19 protein-coding genes are annotated in these 18,579 nt (G+C 58.0%); 10 read left to right on the top strand and 9 right to left on the bottom strand.

The genetic code is table 11. The features are described 5' to 3' along the window. Positions 1–22 precede the first annotated feature (22 nt). The 6 genes from HWY05_RS17060 to HWY05_RS17035 all read left to right on the top strand — a co-directional run bounded on the left by HWY05_RS17060 (position 23) and on the right by HWY05_RS17035 (position 6,584). Positions 23–2,581 carry a T6SS effector BTH_I2691 family protein gene (locus tag HWY05_RS17060; RefSeq protein WP_176059012.1) on the top strand — a complete coding sequence of 853 codons (2,559 nt, stop codon included), beginning with the start codon at positions 23–25 and terminating at the stop codon, positions 2,579–2,581. Positions 2,582–2,591: 10 nt separating this feature from the next. Continuing rightward, positions 2,592–3,560, top strand: a complete 969-nt coding sequence (locus tag HWY05_RS17055; protein WP_176059011.1) for a DUF6708 domain-containing protein — start codon at positions 2,592–2,594, stop codon at positions 3,558–3,560. Between the two features lie 155 nt (positions 3,561–3,715). Next, positions 3,716–4,000 carry a PAAR domain-containing protein gene (locus HWY05_RS17050; protein WP_176059010.1) on the top strand — a complete coding sequence of 95 codons (285 nt, stop codon included), beginning with the start codon at positions 3,716–3,718 and terminating at the stop codon, positions 3,998–4,000. A gap of 410 nt (positions 4,001–4,410) precedes the next feature. Continuing rightward, complete coding sequence (locus tag HWY05_RS17045) at positions 4,411–5,379, top strand: DUF6708 domain-containing protein (protein ID WP_176059009.1); 969 nt, start codon at positions 4,411–4,413, stop codon at positions 5,377–5,379. A 179-nt stretch (positions 5,380–5,558) separates the two neighbouring features. Then, positions 5,559–6,086, top strand: coding sequence for a hypothetical protein (locus HWY05_RS17040; RefSeq protein WP_176059008.1), 528 nt, complete (start codon positions 5,559–5,561; stop codon positions 6,084–6,086). A gap of 213 nt (positions 6,087–6,299) precedes the next feature. Then, entirely contained in the window at positions 6,300–6,584 is a 285-nt protein-coding gene (locus HWY05_RS17035) for a PAAR domain-containing protein (RefSeq protein ID WP_176059007.1), read from the top strand. Positions 6,585–6,954: 370 nt separating this feature from the next. Here HWY05_RS17035 and HWY05_RS17030 read toward each other — a convergent pair whose 3' ends face one another. The 9 genes from HWY05_RS17030 to HWY05_RS16995 form a co-directional block, all read right to left on the bottom strand. Then, complete coding sequence (locus HWY05_RS17030) at positions 6,955–8,280, bottom strand: hypothetical protein (RefSeq protein ID WP_176059006.1); 1,326 nt, start codon at positions 8,278–8,280, stop codon at positions 6,955–6,957. Between the two features lie 491 nt (positions 8,281–8,771). Next, positions 8,772–9,416, bottom strand: coding sequence for a hypothetical protein (locus HWY05_RS17025; RefSeq protein ID WP_176059005.1), 645 nt, complete (start codon positions 9,414–9,416; stop codon positions 8,772–8,774). A 61-nt stretch (positions 9,417–9,477) separates the two neighbouring features. Then, a complete protein-coding gene (locus HWY05_RS17020; RefSeq protein WP_176059004.1) occupies positions 9,478–10,164 on the bottom strand; it encodes a hypothetical protein in 687 nt (228 codons plus the stop codon). 98 nt (positions 10,165–10,262) lie between these two features. Further along, entirely contained in the window at positions 10,263–10,610 is a 348-nt protein-coding gene (locus HWY05_RS38725) for a cyclic-phosphate processing receiver domain-containing protein (RefSeq protein ID WP_347880808.1), read from the bottom strand. A gap of 131 nt (positions 10,611–10,741) precedes the next feature. Continuing rightward, the gene (locus HWY05_RS17015) at positions 10,742–11,485 is read right to left on the bottom strand and encodes a Sir2 family NAD-dependent protein deacetylase (RefSeq protein WP_176059003.1); all 744 of its coding nucleotides are present in this window, start codon (positions 11,483–11,485) and stop codon (positions 10,742–10,744) included. Positions 11,486–12,004: 519 nt separating this feature from the next. Then, positions 12,005–12,208 (bottom strand): hypothetical protein, encoded by a 204-nt coding sequence (locus tag HWY05_RS17010; RefSeq protein WP_176059002.1) that lies wholly within the window; start codon positions 12,206–12,208, stop codon positions 12,005–12,007. Positions 12,209–12,235: 27 nt separating this feature from the next. Further along, complete coding sequence (locus tag HWY05_RS38345) at positions 12,236–12,643, bottom strand: hypothetical protein (RefSeq protein ID WP_244146630.1); 408 nt, start codon at positions 12,641–12,643, stop codon at positions 12,236–12,238. Between the two features lie 51 nt (positions 12,644–12,694). Then, positions 12,695–13,081: a hypothetical protein gene (locus tag HWY05_RS17000; RefSeq protein ID WP_176059001.1), complete on the bottom strand. Its 387-nt coding sequence runs from the start codon at positions 13,079–13,081 to the stop codon at positions 12,695–12,697. A gap of 14 nt (positions 13,082–13,095) precedes the next feature. After that, positions 13,096–13,959 (bottom strand): 5'-nucleotidase, encoded by an 864-nt coding sequence (locus tag HWY05_RS16995; RefSeq protein ID WP_176059000.1) that lies wholly within the window; start codon positions 13,957–13,959, stop codon positions 13,096–13,098. Positions 13,960–14,079: 120 nt separating this feature from the next. On the opposite strand from HWY05_RS16995, the gene HWY05_RS16990 reads away from it, so the two are divergent. From HWY05_RS16990 to HWY05_RS16975, 4 genes are all read left to right on the top strand, one after another. Beyond that, positions 14,080–15,147, top strand: a complete 1,068-nt coding sequence (locus tag HWY05_RS16990; protein WP_176058999.1) for a WYL domain-containing protein — start codon at positions 14,080–14,082, stop codon at positions 15,145–15,147. A 57-nt stretch (positions 15,148–15,204) separates the two neighbouring features. Next, positions 15,205–16,032: a Sir2 family NAD-dependent protein deacetylase gene (locus HWY05_RS16985; RefSeq protein ID WP_244146629.1), complete on the top strand. Its 828-nt coding sequence runs from the start codon at positions 15,205–15,207 to the stop codon at positions 16,030–16,032. Positions 16,033–16,144: 112 nt separating this feature from the next. Beyond that, the gene (locus tag HWY05_RS38340) at positions 16,145–17,614 is read left to right on the top strand and encodes a helix-turn-helix transcriptional regulator (RefSeq protein WP_244146628.1); all 1,470 of its coding nucleotides are present in this window, start codon (positions 16,145–16,147) and stop codon (positions 17,612–17,614) included. Next, positions 17,601–18,095, top strand: a complete 495-nt coding sequence (locus HWY05_RS16975) for a hypothetical protein (RefSeq protein ID WP_176058998.1) — start codon at positions 17,601–17,603, stop codon at positions 18,093–18,095. The genes HWY05_RS38340 and HWY05_RS16975 overlap by 14 nt, the downstream gene beginning before the upstream one ends. Positions 18,096–18,579: the final 484 nt, after the last annotated feature.

Here is an 18,579-nt window from a genome sequence, read left to right as displayed (position 1 = left end):
ACGCAAGGCAGAGAGAGTAACTATGGGTACCATTCCGAAGGTCCAGGCCGCATCGGCAAACGCCAAAGCCAATGCAGCGTGCCAGAAGTCCTGCAACATGTGTGAAAAGACGGGTCTTCTGATTCTGCCGGTACGGTATGCGGCAGCTGCCGCGACCAATGCTCACAATCTCGGCGCGGCCACGGCGCTTGCGTTGCCGAAGGGACCGTTTGGTGACGGCGTCACAGGCGTAGGTGCCAAGAAGGCGACCTACTTCTTGCGCTCGGTGCGCAAAGGGTTCATCCACGTCTATTACCCGTCCCAAAGCAAGTGGCAAATCTATGGCGTGACGTCCGAAGGCTATGTCTTCAACTACCCGCTTGACGTCGACCTGCCCGAAACGCAGGAGAAAGGATTCAACTGTCAGCAGACCGGGCACAAGGAACTCGCGCAGTGCATCAGCATCGACCATCCGCAAAAGGCAGGCAAGGTCTATCTCGCTTTCAGCGACGTACGCTGGACGGCCCCTGTGCGCAAGCGTTATGAAGCCAACGAAAGTGGTTGCAGGGACCACCGGATGCAGCTCTTCGATGCAGCGGGATGGGCGAACGGCAACCATTCGCAGAAGCATGCCCAGACCATTGCGCACGTCTCCGAGTACGTCCTTGAGTACAAAAACGGCGTAGACGTTTCCGCACTTGTCTCGCCGTTCGCCTCTAAGGGTCGCGCAAGCGAGGCGAGCGGACTAAAGCAGCTCATGGACGCACACGAAAAGGGGGACGGTGTCTTCTTTGCGCTGTGGGACTCTGCCGGCATCACGCAGGAACTGAACGCTGAGCATATCGTCGCGTACGGCGCTGCGCTCAAGCCCTATCAACGCAAGATGTGGACTGCCAGTGCTATCGACGGACTCAAGGATGCAGTCAAAGAAGGTGCGGAGCAAGACGAGAACGCCGCGGCCGAGCAATTGAAAGGGCAGGCGGCAGAGACCTACGCTCTCTACTCAATCTTCGATGGCGGCAAACGCTATGAAAAGGAAGTCAAGTCTATCGACGAGCAGAAGGACCGTGAGATGGCGTCGGTGAAGGACTCTGCCTGGGAGTCGTATACGGAGTCGTACAGCGTCAATGCAGTCACGCAATTTCGAAATGACATGGCCACGCAGCTCCAGCAGGTTGAGAACAGTACGCTCAACCCGTTGGCGGAAGACCATGCGGCGTGGCTAAAGACTGGCATGAAAACAGTTTTTGCGTGGGACTATCATGAGCTTGACCCAGTCCGGGGTATCAACTATGCCGAGCTGTTCCATGCCTGCATCGCGGGCTCCGCCGACAGGAAAATCATTCTTGACCTGGTCATCGAGTGGGCGAAGGGAGACGTGAAGGACCGGCACAATCCGCTGCTACGGTCGTTGATATTGAACCACGACCCAACGGCAGAGAAGGCGAAGGAGGCTGCCGGATTTCCACTGCTCGAGCTGCGCGAGCCGCTCGCGAAGATGATTGAATCAAACAACGCGGCAAACGCGGTGCTGGAAGAAAAAGGCGGGGCGCTTGTGGCCCGGGCGGACAAGGTCGTAGCCAAAATATTGCATGAGGTGGTAGGGCCGGTCGCCAACTTCGTAGCCAAGGCTGGCGATGTAGGAAGTGTTCGCGTTTTCACTGCGTGCATGTGTCTTCGTACGCACGCGACCATTATCTATAAGCCCGTCGAGGGAACTGTGAACCAGTGGATTTCCTATATGGCGCGACAGATGTACGACCAGATGCCCGCGAACAAACGTCCAAGTCTGGGTTCGCTCAACGCCAACCTGCGTAAGTCCTTTCAGTCCTCGTCTCCCAAGGATGGTCCAATCAAGGTTCCGCAGTTCATCGTGTTTGACGCCAGGGAAGCCGTCGAATCGTCCTCGGGCGCAACTTCCCTCCGCGGCAGGGGGGCAGCAATCTTTGCTCCGGGCGTCCGCGCGGTACTGACGGAAGAAAATATCAATGAGAGTTTTCTTCCGAAGTTCCGGGCAATCACCCAAGGTGAGGTCGGATACGGCGTGATAGGCGTCATTTTCAACACGGTCAACTGGATGCTTGCAAGCAAGGAACTGGAAAAGTCGAGTGCCCTGAACCGCAAGGAAACTCACGACAAATTCATAGCCGCTATCGTTTCGACCGGTGCTGCGGTCACGCAGACGGTTGGCAATGGCCTGAAAGCGCTCGGCGAGCTGGAGTTGCGCTTTTCGTCCATCATGGCGAAATATGGACCCTTCCTCGAAATTGCCGGTCGGGTGGTTGGCGCTGCCGCAGGTCTGGTTGGAGCTTGGTACGACTTCAAGCAGTATCAGGCCGAGAGCAAAGCGGGCCATGGCATGCTGGCATGGCTATATCTGGGGTCCATGGCTGCAAGTATCCTTCTGTGTATCGCCACCATCGCCGGAGCCACGTTCCTGATATTGCCGCTTATCCTTATCCTGATTGTCATCGGCATACTAATAGCATGGAAGAAGCACCGCGAAATCAACGAATGGCTGAGCAAGTGCATCTTCGGTACGGGAGAGGAAAAGTTCTCTGAGCAGGATGAACGCAAGCAGTTTGAAGCTCTGACATCATAAGCGAGAAGATATGGCGTATGACCACATGACCCGGGTGGCCTTGAACCGCCCGGTTGACGAGGATGAAGCGGCACGGCGCATAGACGTTCGCAAACCAGTCTCGGACGAGGCTGCCGACGCCAATACCGTGTTCGGCATGAACGATGTGTACCTGGAGGTTTGTGACGGCTCATATTCGCAGATTGGATGGTGTCTGCTTGCCTTCCTAATTGGTTTCCCCGCGTTCATATTCTTCACGGTCACCGCGATACAGGGCGCTGTGGAGGTGAACCCGGCTATGGTCAAGAACGGTGAGCAGGGCGCCTTCAGCATCGGGATGTGGGTCCTTGCGGTTTTGGGAGTGCTCTGCTGTGCATTCACAGTAGTGCTTCTCCTGCGCGACTGCTTCAACTACCGGCACAAATCTGTGCGGTTCAACCGCAAGACCCGCACGGTGTATGCGTTTCGGCACAACGGGCCGGGTGGTGTCATCGCCGTTCCATGGGATAAGGCATTCTTCTTTGTACACCGGCTGCCCTCGAATGCCACGTTTGGCGGAGCCCCCACTCTGATGCGCTGTTTCGTTCTTGACGACACGGGCAAGAAAATCGTTGACACCTTCAGCTTTGGACTTCGGACAGTCAACGGAGCGAAAGAGTCCACACGCTACGGCAAACAGGTGCTTTATCAGGTCCAGGCCAACTTCGAGTTCGTTCGCCGCTATATGGAAAACGGTCCGGATTCGCTGGCACCTGTGAAAAAGTATCTGCCACGCGGCCCCTCTCTTCTAGCCTCCATGAGCATATGGTTCTACGGACTGCGAGACATTGGCGGCGTTAACGCGGGACTCCGCATTTTTTCTCTCGTGCTCAGTGTCCCAGTTTTTTTGCTGTCCGTGCTTCACTACATTGCACAGCTAACCTGTCGTGAACCGATATGGCCGGAAGACGTCGAGGCAGCATGCGATAACGCCCGGCCGGCAGTCGTAGCGAAAGTGTGACGTGCTTCAGATGCCACCTATGCAATCTCCTTGCATTTCGCAAGGCCGATTGGCCCGCGGACGTCGAGGTTGCCTGCCGGGATATATCAGCCACGCGGCTTGTGCGCGTCTGACGCGACGCCGCCAACGACGACATGGCTCACGGAGATGAAGACATGGGACGTAGATTCATTGTCCAGGGCGACACAACTGACCGTAACGGCGTGGTGATGGACGGCATAAGCGGGTCATCACTGGACGGGAAGCCGCTGGCTTACATCGGCGGCGTTGTCAAATGCCATAGCTGCGACAAGGAAGGTGTCATCATCACTGACGGTACGCCACATACCGTATCGGTGATGGGCAAGCAAGTCGCTCTGGAAAATGACCTCTGTAAATGCACGTGCGACCCGCTTCCGAAGCTCGTGGCCTCACAGACTCGGGGCTCGCTATCTATATAGTGACGATTGCCGCGCTGCACTTAACAGCAGGGTCGGTGGCGCTGCTTCATCGAGCCAAGAATCCGCGTAAGCGCTGATTGCTGCCTCACAATGAGCACGTCTACCGTCTTTCCGGGACGCAATCGAAACGCGCCGCGACTAAGGTGAACTGCTGCTGCCCGCCGAGTCGTTTCGCGAGCAGCCTCGGAGCTTGAGAGGAATCGCTATGGCAACCCTAAGGCGCATCGCCTTATCCTCATGTTCAGCGGGTTTGTTTTTTATACGGCAATTCTGCATTACATCGGTCAGCTTACAAGTCGCCAGCCCGCTTGGCCCGCGGACGTCGAGGTTGCCTGCGGGGATACATCAGCCACGCGGCTTGTGCGCGTCTAATGCGACGCCGCCAGCGAAAACATAGTAAGCAAGGCACCATGGCGTACGATTACCTGACAAAGATTCGAATCAACCGTCCACTAACCGAAGAAGAGGTCGGGCGGCGGATTGATGTTCACAAGCCAGTCGCTGATGAAGCCGCGGATGCGTACACCGTGTTCGGGATGAATGATGTCTATCTCGAGGTCTGCGATTCTTCCTATCCGCAGGTTGGCTGGGGCCTTCTAGGTTTTTTGCTTTGTTTCCCGGCATTTGTTGTCCTGACGGCCTTTTCTGTCGAAAGCGCGGTCGTCGATACTCCGGCCATGGTCAGGAACGGAGAGCAGGGGATGTTCAGCGCCGGCATGTGGGTCTTCACCGTGATTACGGTGCTGTGCTGCGCGCTCACCGTCGCAGTGCTGCTGCGTGACTGCTTCAACTATCGGCACAATGCGGTGCGCTTCAACCGCCAGACGCGAATGGTGTACGCCTTCCGGCACAACGGGCCGGGCGGAGTAATCGCGGTATCTTGGGACAAGGCGTTTTTCTACCCGCACCGGCTGCCTTCCAATGGGCTGGCCGGGGGAGCGCCAACCCTGATGCGCTGCTTTGTCCTTGACGACGCTGGAACGAAAATCGTGAACACGTTCAGCTTCGGTGCCCGTACGGTCAACGGCGCAGACGAGTCCACTCCAATTGGCAAACAGGTCCTCTATCAGGTTCAGGCCAACTTCGAGTTCATCCGGCGGTACATGGAACAGGGCCCGGGCGCGCTACCGAAGGTCGAGCGGTATCTTCCGCGCGGCCCCTCGCTGCGCGCCTCAATGAGCGTCTGGTTCTACGGCATCGGAGCTGTCGGCAGCGCCAACGGTGTCATGCGCCTTCTTACCATACTGCTTTCGGGGCCAATATTCCTGCTGTCGATTCTGCACTACATCGCCCAACTGACAAGCCGGGAGCCAGTTTGGCCGACCGACGTAGAGGCCGCCTGCGGCAACTCAGCGTCGACCGCAATGGTTCAAGCCTAAGGTTGCGGGCTTCCGTTGCTGTCTGAACGCGCCGCTACTGTTTTGCCGCGAATCGCCCGGGTGAACGGCAAGGGTCTGCGTCGTGGCCGCGGTCAGCGCGTCAACCCCTGTCGTAACGTCACGCCTTTCCGGGCTCAAACTCACACGCGCGCAAGCACGTCCCCATTTCACTTGTCGCCATGTATCCGATGCAAAAGGATTGCGGTCTTCTGGTCTGCACCACAACACTGATTTTCCTCACAGGCTGCCACAGCGTATCAGACAGCCCACTCGCTCGCGCAGCCGCCACGCTTGCAAAGACGGAGGCCCCGCATGACGCCCAGTGGGTTCAGCTCGATAGCAGTGACGCGGCCGTGCAGGAGTGTGCCATCAAGTTCCCAGACGACGACCGCCCTTGGACCGCGCGCATCGGGCTCAAGCCGGGGCAGTATGCTATTCACGCCCGCATCCAACAGGATGGGGCAAGTGGTTCCTGGTCGTCAGGCGAGGTATGGTCAGACGCGAAGACCGATGATGGCAAAGACGCGCTGGATGAGAGCACGCTCAAGGCGAGGCTGCACGACTGCGCTACGCACGTGATGTCTATTGGTTTGCTTGAGAGCCATCTTGGCCCGGACAACGCCGTCGTAACGGGACTGCGCGCGCTGGAAAAGCAGGATATCGAGAACGCTAAGGCGCTTCGCAAATCGGGGCCGAGTGGCAGCTAGGTCTGCCGAGGGTCAAACAACCAATTCACGGTCACAGCATCGCGACATCACTAAAGCCACATTGAGCTCATGTGATATTCGCCGTCAGCGTCAACGTTAATCCCGAAGCTGCGTTTGATGGGATTTCCGAGAGTCCTGACCGCACGGGTTTCGGCGCAGAAGTGCGCTACGTCATTCGTCGGAATGTATCGAGGGAAAGGAGGACGTCTTACCATGAGCTGCAGATTCATACTGAAAGACGACACGACTACCCACAATGGTGTGGTGCTCGACGGTATCGTCGGCTCGCCGTTCGACGGCCGGCCGTTGGCTTATCTTGGGGCGCCTGTAATGTGCCACACGTGTAACACCGAAGGCATCATCGTCAGCGACGGCTCGCCTCACTCGATGAGTGTGATGGGTAAGCAGGTCGCGCTCGAGAACGATTTATGCCAGTGCAAATGCGAGCCTCTTCCTAAGCTGGTGGCGTCGCAGACCATGGGCTCATTGACAGCCTGATTGCCGCCAACTCATTGAGGTCCCGCGTCGACTTGGCAGTTTTTATTCAAAGAGAACCCGCGGCCGTCTCAAACCTGGTACCGAGCGAGTGGCTGATTGAACCTGTCCCCTCAGCGGATGGTGGTCGTGCTCGCCCGCGGTTTTCGAAAAACTGCGCGTTAACTAAGGAAATTTTAGCGATTTTCGCGGCTGATGGGTATCTTCTCGACGTGATGGCCGTTTACATCGCGTGTGACGCGCCGCGAGATGAGCGCAATCGCTTTGACCTCTGCGTCCCGCAACGACGATGCTGACCGAGCGAAACGATTTGCCCCTTATGTTTCCAAAATCCTTAGCACGGGTCGTATCGATTTCGGGGCGGGTGACATGGTCAGCTTCTCTGAGCCTCTGCCAGAACGACTCGTGATGACGTCGCTAGAAGGCGACCAACTACGGCTGAAAGGTCTTCAGGCGTAAGATGGCTCGTACCAATCCACCCCCCGCTCACCAATCCTGAGAAGTCGCTGTTCGACATATGGCGAGGTATCAAGTCGTACTTCACAATTTTCCCCGACCGTGGTCCTTGAGTTTGTTCTAGTTCAAGCAACGTAGCGACGTCGGCCCGGCGCAAAAGGCGACCATCACAGAGCTCACCATCTTGCCGCTGCAGTGGCAGACGTTTGCAGAACTTTACGTAGAACGGAGCCGAACAAAGCCTGCTTTGATGCATCTGCACTTGAGGTGCTTGATACGCATTGGCTCTCAAATTACGCATACCCTCAAAGGCAATCTCGGCCTCCTGCATGCTTTCCATTTGGTCTAGGAACTTGCGGTCGGCACGATAAGTCCATTCAGAATTCTTGTTCTCGCAGCACTTGTACTGAATCATGACCAGCGACGCCAGGTCACCCAAATAGATGAGCAAGTCAACGCCTAGGGCAGTTTCGAGTGGCCCTTTGTCGAGCGTTTGCACATGGAGCTTGCGTGAACCCTCCTCTATCGAGAGGTCTCCGGTTACCGAGAAGTCTGGCAACTTGAGACTGGCGAAGGCATTCCGGTCATAGTCAACGAGCTCGCGCTCTTGAGTCGGCGCAACGTCTTCGAGGTAGGCGATAAATGAGTCTTTTTTTGCGGCCTCGTCTACCGGTTTAGCTCTTCGAAACACCTCACGACGAGTGTCCCCAAGTTTCGCGCAATCCAGCGCCAAGCCAATGGCATCTCGCTGCAACGCAAGTGTTTGCAGGTTGCTCGAAGTTTCAATCCGGTCGGGCTGGCAAACCCTTTGCCACAGTGCCTCAAGCTCGCTCGCGACGGATGGTCGCAATTCTGAAACTGTTCTACGCACCTCTTCCCACGCAACGGGCGGCATCCTCCTTGCGACGCCACCAACGCTCTTGACAAGCGCCCTCTTCGTTCCGGGTGACACCTTGCTCTCAAGCTGCGTTACTGAAATCGGCTTGAAAAACACAAAGTCCGAGAATCGGTAGTTCCGCGCCCCGGTGTTTTGTGGACCCGCCTTGTAGGAAGCCATCGCAGCGGCGGAAACCTCCTTACCCTCTCCATCGAAGCACACCAAGAAGAATTCTCGAGTCTTGGCCGAGTTATCCAAACGCGAAAGCTCTAGGGAAAAGTAGTCGCCCGCTCGAGCCCGGCCTTCGAATAAGCGCGAGCGCTCCGGCTCGAATGAGATGAGGAAGCCCCCCTTGCCTGTCGTCATGACGTTTCCTATCGTGCGCAGTCAGCGCAGCAGTTTTGGAGTCTTGCCGAATAATAAGACACTTTTTCTGTACCGGTAAGCACGGCGTATTGCACCGCAAGCGGTGTCGCGCAGAATTCGGGATGCCACAGCGGGAAGCAGCGGAGAGTCCACCGCAATTGACGGTGCTAAAAAGGTACAGCCTCGTTGTCGGAGGCGCTGGTTTGTCCTGCGGACCAAGACTGGTTGGTCGTCGTCGGTAGTGCGACCGCCGCTGGAGGAATGAGGTCAGCTGGGACGGGCAGCTTGGGTTGAACCTATCTTTGCTGTCGCAACCTTCAATGCCGCCACAAAAAAAAGGACCTTCTGCTACCGACATGTGCCTCTACTGAGGTGAATCGTTTGCTGACGTCAGGCCAAGGGCCAATATCGCGCAGAGGGCTATGCGAAAAACTGACCGTAAAACGGTGTAATCCTAGCGGATTCCGTGAGAGTGCTCGGCCAGTCCGCCGTTATTTCGGGAGAAGTAAATTCAAGTAGACCTTGAAGATTTCCGCGCATACTGACGCATACGCGAAACCTACGACCTGGACAGTCAATTCGAAGTGCGCGAAAGTGATGAAGGTGTCGGCCATGTACTTCCGTTGAAGCAACAGGCGCTTGAGCGAACGCTTGGGCAAACCAAAAATGATTTCGCCCATCTTAAGGTTGCGCCAGGCTTTCACCCCGGCAATGGGACCAGTGACCAGAAGCATCGCCAGCATGATGTTAGCCACGAGTGGGTCGGTGCGGTGATGGAGCGGAGCAACTTCGGTCGCGTAGGTCTGGACTAAAGCACTCAGGAACGCAAGGCCGAAGTAGAGCAGTCCAAGGACGGCCGCTCCGGTGCCGCCAAGAAAGACGATTGCCCCGAGGAGACGCTTCCGGACGACTTTGCTGTATTTCCGAAATGACCGTTGACTGCGGATGACGAAGAGTGGCGTGAATCCAGCGAAGGCTCCGATAACACAATCGATGGCCGTCACTCCCGTCTTCACGACAAACCACGCGGCGACGATGGCCAGCGTCCTAGTGAATAGTTCCCAGCCGAGTTTTCGGTCCTCATTCATGCGGCCCCAGTACTCTTCGGTGATACCCCGCTTCACGATTGCTGTCATTGAGAACTCAGTTTCGCTGCCGTACGTGGCCGTCCTGCAAAAGGAATCCTTGGTGACGACGTCAAACGGCCACGGGCAGTGAAAACCGCTCTTGGATAACGGCGCTCCAAAGCTTCCAGCTGAAAGGGCGGCTCGGGTGCAGGACAAACAACAGCTGGATTTCCCCGGCCGGGGTCGCGAGCGCACCGGCGCGAGGGTAGCATCTGTTGATATTCTGGGGAACCTTCTCGATTCGGCATGGGAGCTGACGCTGGGCTGCAACTTCTTTTAGCGCCTCGACTGACCCGACGCCGTAGACCAGTATCTGCTTGACGGCCAGAGGCTCGAGCAAGTCGAGCACCTCTCCCCATCCGGCTCGAAACTGCTGCTGTGACGGTCGGTGCTTCAGCGACCGCAGCGGGTCCAGCACGAGGTTGTGATACGCCACCGACGACCAGAACGCAAGTTTGTGCTCACTCGTCGGTTTGGCTGCGCACAGCACTGCCCGCTCGATGTTGCGCACGTACCGCGAGTTACGCTTGAACTTCAGGGCATGGTTCGAGTGCGTGACGCGCAGCGCATCGGGCTTCGCGTACCGCGCCCGGAAGATTTCCTGTTCCCGCGGTGTTTTCGTCCATTCGTAGATGCTTTCCCCGAGGACCAAGGTGCGGACAGGCGAGCTTGCATACTGGCTGCCGACCCAAGGCCACCACCGCAGCGCTGGGCGCGTCTCGAAGTGCGGGTCAAATGAGCGGTCAAGATTGGTCATGGATTGAACAGGTTAGCGTTATTGAAACGGCAATAGGCCAAGTGATTGTTGAGCCTTCGTAAGGGCCGAGCTCGACCACACCACCCGACGACACAGACCTACTGGTAGCCTTCAGCAGCGTTTCTGCTCTTCGCTCTATATGATAGGTACGCTGCGAGCAGCCCCTGAATATTAGCCGCGCCGACCGGATTCGCACTGTGAACCGAGAAATTAAAATGGTCAGGGATGAATCGCCCCGAGCAGTCAAGGTCGGTGTCAACCAACCATCTCGCAACGACCATCGCGGTATCGTCTCCTCCCAGGTCGTGGTCGAACGAAACTCTTGCGGGGCAGCGCCGCTCCTTCGCGAGCGCAATCGCTTCAGACGAAGAACGCGCGACCATCCATTCCTCACTCGGCGCGTCTCGTAGGTCATCGATGAATAGCCAGAAAACTGCGTCGCCCATCAGTACCTCCGCCGAAAAGAAAGCAGAAACAATGCACGTGTTCTCACGTGATTCGCGCCTCGGGAACCGTCCCTGCACAGCTTCACCGCGGTGGTCCCGAGTAAGAAAGTTCTTGAACGCAATGCGCGTTATCACATCGACATCAGGGCATGGACGCGACTTTCGAGGTTGCGGAGGCCCACAGTTGCAGACTCCGGCTCCACGCATCCAAAGAACTCCGCTCGACGCGGTTCCGGGTCAATCAAAAAATTCCTCTCATGCGGGCGCCTTCGCTCGCGCGGCAGCATGCTTTCCGGCGAAACGACCTGGAATGCGGTCCCAATCGCGATGAACAGGTCGTCATCGGTCATTTCGTGTTGCATTCGATGCAGCTTCAGGTATTCGGGTGCAGCTTCGTGGAAGAACACCACGCCCGGTTTGACTGCTTCGACTTCTCCACAGCGCGGGCATGCGGTCTCCAGGCGATATTCCTCCCCGTCTTTCGGGAAGCGGAGGTCGCAGGACGTGCATAGCAGCGAATGCATGTCACCGTGGAGATGCGTGACGTGCTGCGCGCCAGCCCGTTCGAGCATGTCGTCGATGTTCTGGGTGATGAGTCGGACTCGCTCCTTCCCCCACGTGCTCTGCCATGCAGCGAGTACTTGGTGAGCTTCGTTCGGGCGCGCATCCCGCTTCTCCGAGATTCTCTGGTTGTAGAAGCGGAAGACCGCCTCCCGGTTCCGGCGCCAGGTCAGGAAGTTGCAGACCTCGTCGATGCTCTCCTGCCTCCAGATACCGCCGCCGGTACGGAACGTCGGAATGCCGCTCTCAGCGGACAGCCCTGCTCCTGAAAACACATACAGGCGCGGACCAGTGAAATGCTGCGCAGATGACACCGTTCATCCTCCGAGAGGGAATACATCAATTAACGTGCGAATGTATTGAGGCCAAGGGTGGTGCATCCGCTGCCGTGCCGGGCGTCTACGCACCTGTTTCATTTGTGTCCATTCCAGATGGGGTCCGGGTCGTCGTCCCATGACGGAGCGAATTCCACGGTTTTCCATTTCGGGTGGCTTCTGTCGAATGGTGTCCCGGGACCCTCCCGCGGGCGGTCGTGGCGATATATCCATCCTGGCAGCCTGGAATTCGACATTTCCTCGTAGTGCGCTATAAACTCAGCAGTCGACATGCGCGGTGCATAACGCAGGAACTCATGGCCCTCAAGCTCGCAGTCTGGTGTCCATATCTGCCACGTGTACTTGTAGAACCTCGGCGGTGTGATGGGTACGTACCCCAGGCAGAACCACAGCGCGTCCGGGCGTTCTCGCGCGCAGCTTTCTCGAGTGGGTAGTCGCATGGCAGGTCAGTTTTTTGATTCGGACTTTAGCGCACAAGAAGGTCGAAGCTCAAGGACGTTAATCGTCGTCGCAACGGACCAGCGCCATCAACTGATTACCATTTCCGTACATCTTGAGATGGGAGTCGAATGTTTTATCCAGTTGAGGATTGTAGATTCCAACCATCCTGCCGCCCACGTAGGCAAATTGCTTCCCCTGGCTGCCGGTCTGGATACGGCCAACAATTCTCGACGAACCGTCACGAATATAGATTGTGCTCACAACGCCTCCGGTCTGCTGTCTTGCTGATTAGAAGTTGTCCGCCCAGCGTTCCCAGAAGCCGGGCTCATCGTGGTGCGCGTTCTTCATGGCAATCTCCAGCGTGACGACGTAGAAGCGGACGTCGTCGAATCGCATCGTGCAGTCCGGATACTCGAGAAACGCCTGGACCTTGCGATACTGGTCGTCGGTTTCGTCGAACGGCACATTGATGAAAATTTCGCCGGCATACGAACGCATCACTGTTTCGGACGCGAGCTGTCCACACTCGCGCCACTCGATGCCTTCGCTGTCGAGCCATTGCATGATGCGCGAGCGGGTCTCCAGACTCCGGTAGTCCGCACGGTGAGGACGCTGCGCTCTGAGGAACTCGAGATAAAGCACGTCCCGCTTCAGCTTCCGGGCAATTGCATCAATATATTCAAGGAGTTGTGGCATGGCATATCATCCGTAGGTGGCTGACGGAAAGTTTTGTTGTGGCGGCGTCATTCATTCGAGGGCGTAGCCCATCGCCGTGGCACACATGAGACAGAGCGTGCGTACCCGACCATCCGTATGGCCGCGCAGCACCGCCAGTCGACCACACCGCTCGCACGTGCGCTGACTCAGGCGAGCGGCCTCGGCGAGCCAGGTGTCCACCGTGCTCGTCGTGTCGCCCTGAAGACGGAAGCGCAGACTGCCGAGCTTCTCTCGAACTTCAATTGCGCGCAGATTCGTAGTGCGCGACTCGGCTTCGAGCTTGCGCGACAGCTCGTCGATGATGCCGTACCAGCCATCGTCACATTCGAACCGGGTTCCGCCGGAGAAGCGCGGCTGCAGTGAACGGTAGATGGCCGGATAGCGCTCGACCAGAGCATTCTCGAGTTCTCGTTTCATTACAGGGCAATTGCTCAATGTAGAACTGGCCGGCATTCGTTGTTGATGCCGTAGGGCACGTGGTCGTCGAAGAAGATGTCGGGCCTGGATTCCGCAAGAAAGCGCGTCTTGTCCTTGCCGCCGAGAAACATGGCCTCATCGACGGCGACACCCCACGCCATCAGCGTGCGAATCGCCCGCTCGTGCGCCGGGGCGCTACGAGCGGTCACCAGTGCCATACGTACCGGGCCCCGCGAACGGCGATGGCCGCGAAGGGCACAAAGGGCGGCGAGGAATGGCTTCAGCGGTCCGGGTGGCAATCGCGAACGCGCATGACGTGCCTCGTGGACGTTGAACTCCTGCAATTGCCGCTGCCTGAAAACGCGCTCGGCTTCGTCGCTGAAAAGGACCGAGTCTCCGTCGAACGCAATGCGCAGTTCCCCGTCGTCCTGGGTGACGGACAATCCAGAAGCCGGGCAGACCCGCGCGGCGGCGAATCCCGCCGCCATCGCTTCCCGGACATCCGACGCATGAGCGGAAAGAAACAGGTTCGCCTCAAGCGGCGCGAGGCACCAGTGAGGCTTCGCGCCGCTGGTGAAAATGGCCCGGCTGATTGCCAGTCCATGATGTCGCGCGGACGCGAACACCCGCAGCCCTGTGACGGGGTCGTTACGTGACAGGATGGCGACCTCGACGTCCTCGTTCTCGCCGCCGTTGAAGGCGAGGAATTTCCGCACCAGCGGGAAGGCGACGCCGGGGCTTGCGGGGATATCCAGGCGCGTGGCCTGAAGCGCGCAATACGCCGACGGGTCGTCGTCACAAAACACCTGGTTCTCTGCCTCGAAGTCGAAAAGCGCTCGGGCGGAAACAGCGACGGTGATTTTTGTGTTCGAAGTCATAGGTCTCTCCTGTGGCTGAACACCATGATGCAGGGCAATTGGGACAAAAAGTGTCCGCATCGCCAGATAGAATCATCGCTACAGAGATGCCGGACAACCCCTCCTCGACCAAAGTTCAGCATGACGACCTCAAGCCTTGATGAAGCGATTCTTCGCATCCTGCCAACAGACAGGGACCTGGAACCGTGGATGCCCACGTCCAGGGTTCTTCAACTGCTGAAGGACCGGGGGCACCGCGTCGACTACCCGAGGCAGTTGCGACGACGCCTTTCCATGCTGCAGCGGGACCTGCTTGTCCTGTCGACCGTGTCTGGCCGGAACAGCCTGTGGCAGCGCAAATCCTGGCTGCTGGGCGCAAGCCAGGTGGCGAATTTGATGAGTGCTTCCGAGGCCGTGGCGTTTCATGCACTCAGGCGTTTTGTGGGAGACAAGCTGCCGGCGGCAGTGACCCGCGACATCGAACCGCTATTCAAGGCGGCCGACACGCGACTTTCGCAAGACCGGGAAGACAGTCGGCTATATCGGGCGTGGGTCAACAAGATTGACTCGGTGGCGGCTAACTATGCGCTGACCCGCCCTCCCGTCAACCCGGAGGTCTTTCAGACGGTCGTGACTGGGACATTCTTTGAGCGCGAGCTGCTTGTCGGCTATTCCCAGGCTTACCGGGAGAGCAGGCCCGACGACATCAAGCCGAAGCGGCTCTGGCCGCTCGCGCTCGTCGAGTCAGCCGGACTGATGTACATGGTCGCCCAGAGTCCGGACCATCCGCCAAGACCCGAAAAAGGCAGGCCGGATTGGCTTCGGACTCTGTATCGCCTGGACCGAATCGTGTCGGTGGTCGAGTCTGGGGATACGTTCACGTACCCGCGGGACTTCCGCTTGCAAGACACGATTGATAAAGAACAGGCTTTCGACTTTCTCCCCGAAGCGCCAGTTGTACTGGAACTCGCGGTTGAACCAGCAGAGGCGAAGCGAATGAAGGAGCGCGGCATGTCGCACGACCAGGATTTTGAGCCGCTACCCGACGGTCGCATAAAGGTCACTGGAACGGTGGTACCCAGTGTCAAATTGCGGTGGTGGCTTCGGTCGCTCGGCGCTGCAGTGGAAATCCTGGCGCCATCCGCGCTCCGCGACGAGTTTGCGCGCGACGCTGCCGCGTTGGCGCGGCGCTACGACACGGCAGCGTGAATCGCGGAAATGATGTTTTTGTCCGGCAGGGGTCAAACAACACAATCGGGGTGGCAGGTGGATAACGACAATGCAATCAGACAGGCGGCTGCCTGGATTCGCAATGCGGACGGGCTGCTCATCACTGCGGGCGCCGGCATGGGCGTGGATTCGGGGCTGCCTGATTTCCGGGGAAACGAGGGCTTCTGGCGCGCTTACCCAGCGCTGCGCCACCATGGATTTTCGTTCGAGGACATGGCCAATCCCGCCGGCTTCGCGGGCAATCCGCGCTTGAGCTGGGGGTTTTATGGGCATCGGCTCGCGCTCTATCGGGCAACCGTGCCTCATGCGGGCTTCGAAATTCTGCTCAGGTGGGCGTCGACGATGAAGCACGGCGCTTTCGTGTTCACCAGTAACGTCGATGGTGAGTTCCAGAAAGCGGGGTTTGATACAGAACGCATTGTGGAATGCCACGGAACCATCCACCGTCTTCAATGCGTCGAGGCGTGTACCGATGAAACCTGGCCGGCTGACGGCTTCACCCCCATCATCAACGAGACGACCTGTCTGCTCGAAAACGAAATGCCGACGTGTCCGCATTGTAATGGTCTCGCGCGGCCGAACATTCTTATGTTCGGGGACTGGCAATGGGTGGAGAAGCACGCGGACAGGCAGGAGAGACGACTTGCAACCTGGCTTGAGTCCGTCGAGCGACTCGTCGTTGTCGAAATGGGGGCTGGCCGGGCTTTACCGACCGTCAGGCGCTTCAGCGAGCGCTACGGACCTCGCGTCATCCGCATCAACCCGCGGGAGTCCACGATACGGATAGCCGTCGGGGTGGGAATCGCGGGCGGGGCGCGAGACGTATTGGAACAGCTCGACGTGGCACTTCACGGGCAGGCCTGACCATCTTGCCCTAAAAAAGGCTCGATTATTCCGTTAGCAAGAGCTGGCCAGTGCGCGATGCCCGCGTCCATATCGCTAGCTCGACTTGTCTTCCACAAGGAGTTAAACCGTCGTGAACCGTACTGACTTCATTAGCGATGAAGATGTGCAAGGTTTCGTCGCTTTTCTTGCTCGCGTCATCCGTGGCGACGAACCCCTCAAGCTTTCGGTCGGTTTTTCGAAGAACCAGCTTTACGATGGCTTTGAAAGCAAATTCGACGGCTACCACGACTACCGGGAGCGTGGCGGTCCAGTGTATGTCGTGCAAGCGGAAACGCTTCAAGACCTCTTCCGGATGTACTGGTGGAACAGGAAAAACTTTGGCGATAACATGCTGGCGCTCAGCGTAGTCAGCGCCAAAATCAAGGCGGCCATTGACGGCGAGAATAACGCTAATGCGCAGGAGCTGGCCGAAGAAGCATGTCATCAGGTGATGAAGTGGGGCTTCGGAGAGCGGCGCCGCGCGTACACGGCAAATATGAACTGGGCGAAGCGCCAGGGAGAATCGTTCCCGCATGTTCTTCGCGTCGGCCGGGAATCACTAAGCGGCGACAATCCGGACATTGATGCTTTCGGGGGGGACGAGAACCGCCAGAGTCGCTTGCCGAGAATGAACGCCGGTTGGACGAAATACTACGCGCTGGCACTTCCCAATCACATTATTTACGATGGACGGGTTGGCGCTGCCCTTGGGTTCCTCGTGCAGCGACACCTGACCACCCTGGCGCGCTTCGCAGGCGTTCCGGAGAAGCTCCAGTTCCTGTGGGCCAACGGTGATGGCGGCGGCACGTTGCGCGAACCGTCCGCCGGCGGACATCAATTCGGCATGTTGTATGGTGGACGTTACGGTTCCAAGTCGTGGGCACGGGTGAATGTCTGGGCGAACTGGGTTCTCTCTGCAGCGCGTGATAGAGCTGGTGCGGATTGGTGCGCAGGGCCCGACGGACTTCGTAGGTTGGAGGCGGCGCTTTTCATGCTTGGCTATGACTTCAGTCGTGTCCGCTATACGCATAGCTCTGGCGGAACCAACGGGCTTCCCAGGAGGAAGAGAAGGGCCAGCAAAAGCCGGCTAAAAGCTTTCGCGTCTGATGTCCAGCAGGAGAAATCCCCGATTCTCGCTGTGACGTCTCGACATGGTCGCTCGTCGCCTGCCGCAACTGTACTGACGCGGTTACCCGAAGTCACCGCACCTGATTTCCGGTCCGCACTGCAAGAAGCTCGGCTTGCAACTGGTCTCACCTACAGGGAACTTGCGCGGTTAGTGGGCGTCCACGCGGTGATGCCTTCCCGCTATGAGAACGCCACAAATAGCAATGCGACGCTTCCTAGCAAGGAAACCTGGCAAAAGCTAAACGCAGTGCTGTTTCCGACCGGCGTCACGAGCCCGTTACTCGACGACCCCGTGCGTCCGGAACCACAACTAGAGAGAAACGCAACGATTGACGAAGTTGTGCCAGAACAGAATCAGCTCGCTGTCGGAGTTGAATTTCAGGAACCAACTCCGTTTCAGGACTTTGAGGAGGAAGAGAGTGAACGAAATTGAAGAATTGAGCCCGGAAGACGAGACCCGCATCGCTCGACTGAGAAACAGAGCCGACTGCATCCAGTTCGCGAAGAACGTGGAGGCGAAGCGCCCAGACCTTGCGCGAGCTGCTCTCCGGCATGCTGTGGAGCTTCAGGTCGATGGGCACGTGGTCACTTCTCCCCTGCTACGCGATATCTGGGGCGCGTTCTATGCGTACGAGGAGGCCCTGTTTTTAAAGCATGGGAAGCGCGTTCGAGCAGGTCGTACACGGAAATCATTGGAAGGACGCGGCGAGATTGACGCAATTGAAGCGATTGTGTTGAAACCTAGCCCAAGTACAGGGTTCGCGCAGATGCAGGCAGCAGGATTGCTCGACAAAACGTTCGAAGCAGTCGTCTTGCGCAACCCGAAACATTTTTCACCGGCCGCAGTTGATGCCGCCAAGGCGAAGCTGCAGCCCTGGCTGGATGCAGCTGGAAGTATGGCACCGCAACCTTGACTGTGCCGGGCGGGCAGTCCGCCGTCGCCATGTGGGTCAGGCTGCCGTCGGCCTCAACAGCGATTCATTCGCCACTGGCCTGATACCACGTTCCCCGCAACTCCGGACGTCATGAAAGAAATCCTGCACTTCGCTCTTCGCAACTCAGTGCTGCTGTAGAGATTGCGCAACGCTGTTGCCATTAGGCCCAGCGTTAAGCGAGGGAGGTGAGCCGGAGGAAGCCCAACGTCAGCCGGAATTTAGTTCGTTTGTCGGGATGTCTCCGTCAGCAGGCTAGGGGCAAGTAGGGATTAAGAGGGATGACCTGCGGCGCCGGAGGCCCCGTCGGAGGGTTGGGTGAGGCGCAACTGCATCCAGACCTGTCGTTCCTGCGACTATTGTGTCGCAAAACGAGGAAGCATATGCTCCGCTGATGGTCGCGTGCAAAGACCGGGGTAACCCGGCGCACGGCACGGGTAGCAAGCGGTCGGTACAACGAGAAACG

Origin of the sequence: Paraburkholderia sp. BCC1876, assembly GCF_902833695.1 — a bacterium.
In the GTDB taxonomy this organism is placed as follows: Bacteria; Pseudomonadota; Gammaproteobacteria; order Burkholderiales; family Burkholderiaceae; genus Paraburkholderia.
Note: the sequence above shows the minus strand (reverse complement) of the source record. Positions and strands in the feature narration are given on the sequence as shown.

Bases quoted from the DNA above. Each gene is read 5' to 3' on its own strand.
- HWY05_RS17060 (WP_176059012.1), top strand. From the start codon at position 23: ATGGGTACCATTCCGAAGGTCCAGGCCGCATCGGCAAACGCCAAAGCC.
- HWY05_RS17055 (WP_176059011.1), top strand. From the start codon at position 2,592: ATGGCGTATGACCACATGACCCGGGTGGCCTTGAACCGCCCGGTTGAC.
- HWY05_RS17050 (WP_176059010.1), top strand. From the start codon at position 3,716: ATGGGACGTAGATTCATTGTCCAGGGCGACACAACTGACCGTAACGGC.
- HWY05_RS17045 (WP_176059009.1), top strand. From the start codon at position 4,411: ATGGCGTACGATTACCTGACAAAGATTCGAATCAACCGTCCACTAACC.
- HWY05_RS17040 (WP_176059008.1), top strand. From the start codon at position 5,559: ATGTATCCGATGCAAAAGGATTGCGGTCTTCTGGTCTGCACCACAACA.
- HWY05_RS17035 (WP_176059007.1), top strand. From the start codon at position 6,300: ATGAGCTGCAGATTCATACTGAAAGACGACACGACTACCCACAATGGT.
- HWY05_RS17030 (WP_176059006.1), bottom strand. From the start codon at position 8,280: ATGACGACAGGCAAGGGGGGCTTCCTCATCTCATTCGAGCCGGAGCGC.
- HWY05_RS17025 (WP_176059005.1), bottom strand. From the start codon at position 9,416: ATGACAGCAATCGTGAAGCGGGGTATCACCGAAGAGTACTGGGGCCGC.
- HWY05_RS17020 (WP_176059004.1), bottom strand. From the start codon at position 10,164: ATGACCAATCTTGACCGCTCATTTGACCCGCACTTCGAGACGCGCCCA.
- HWY05_RS38725 (WP_347880808.1), bottom strand. From the start codon at position 10,610: ATGGGCGACGCAGTTTTCTGGCTATTCATCGATGACCTACGAGACGCG.
- HWY05_RS38345 (WP_244146630.1), bottom strand. From the start codon at position 12,643: ATGCCACAACTCCTTGAATATATTGATGCAATTGCCCGGAAGCTGAAG.
- HWY05_RS17000 (WP_176059001.1), bottom strand. From the start codon at position 13,081: ATGAAACGAGAACTCGAGAATGCTCTGGTCGAGCGCTATCCGGCCATC.
- HWY05_RS16995 (WP_176059000.1), bottom strand. From the start codon at position 13,959: ATGACTTCGAACACAAAAATCACCGTCGCTGTTTCCGCCCGAGCGCTT.
- HWY05_RS16990 (WP_176058999.1), top strand. From the start codon at position 14,080: ATGACGACCTCAAGCCTTGATGAAGCGATTCTTCGCATCCTGCCAACA.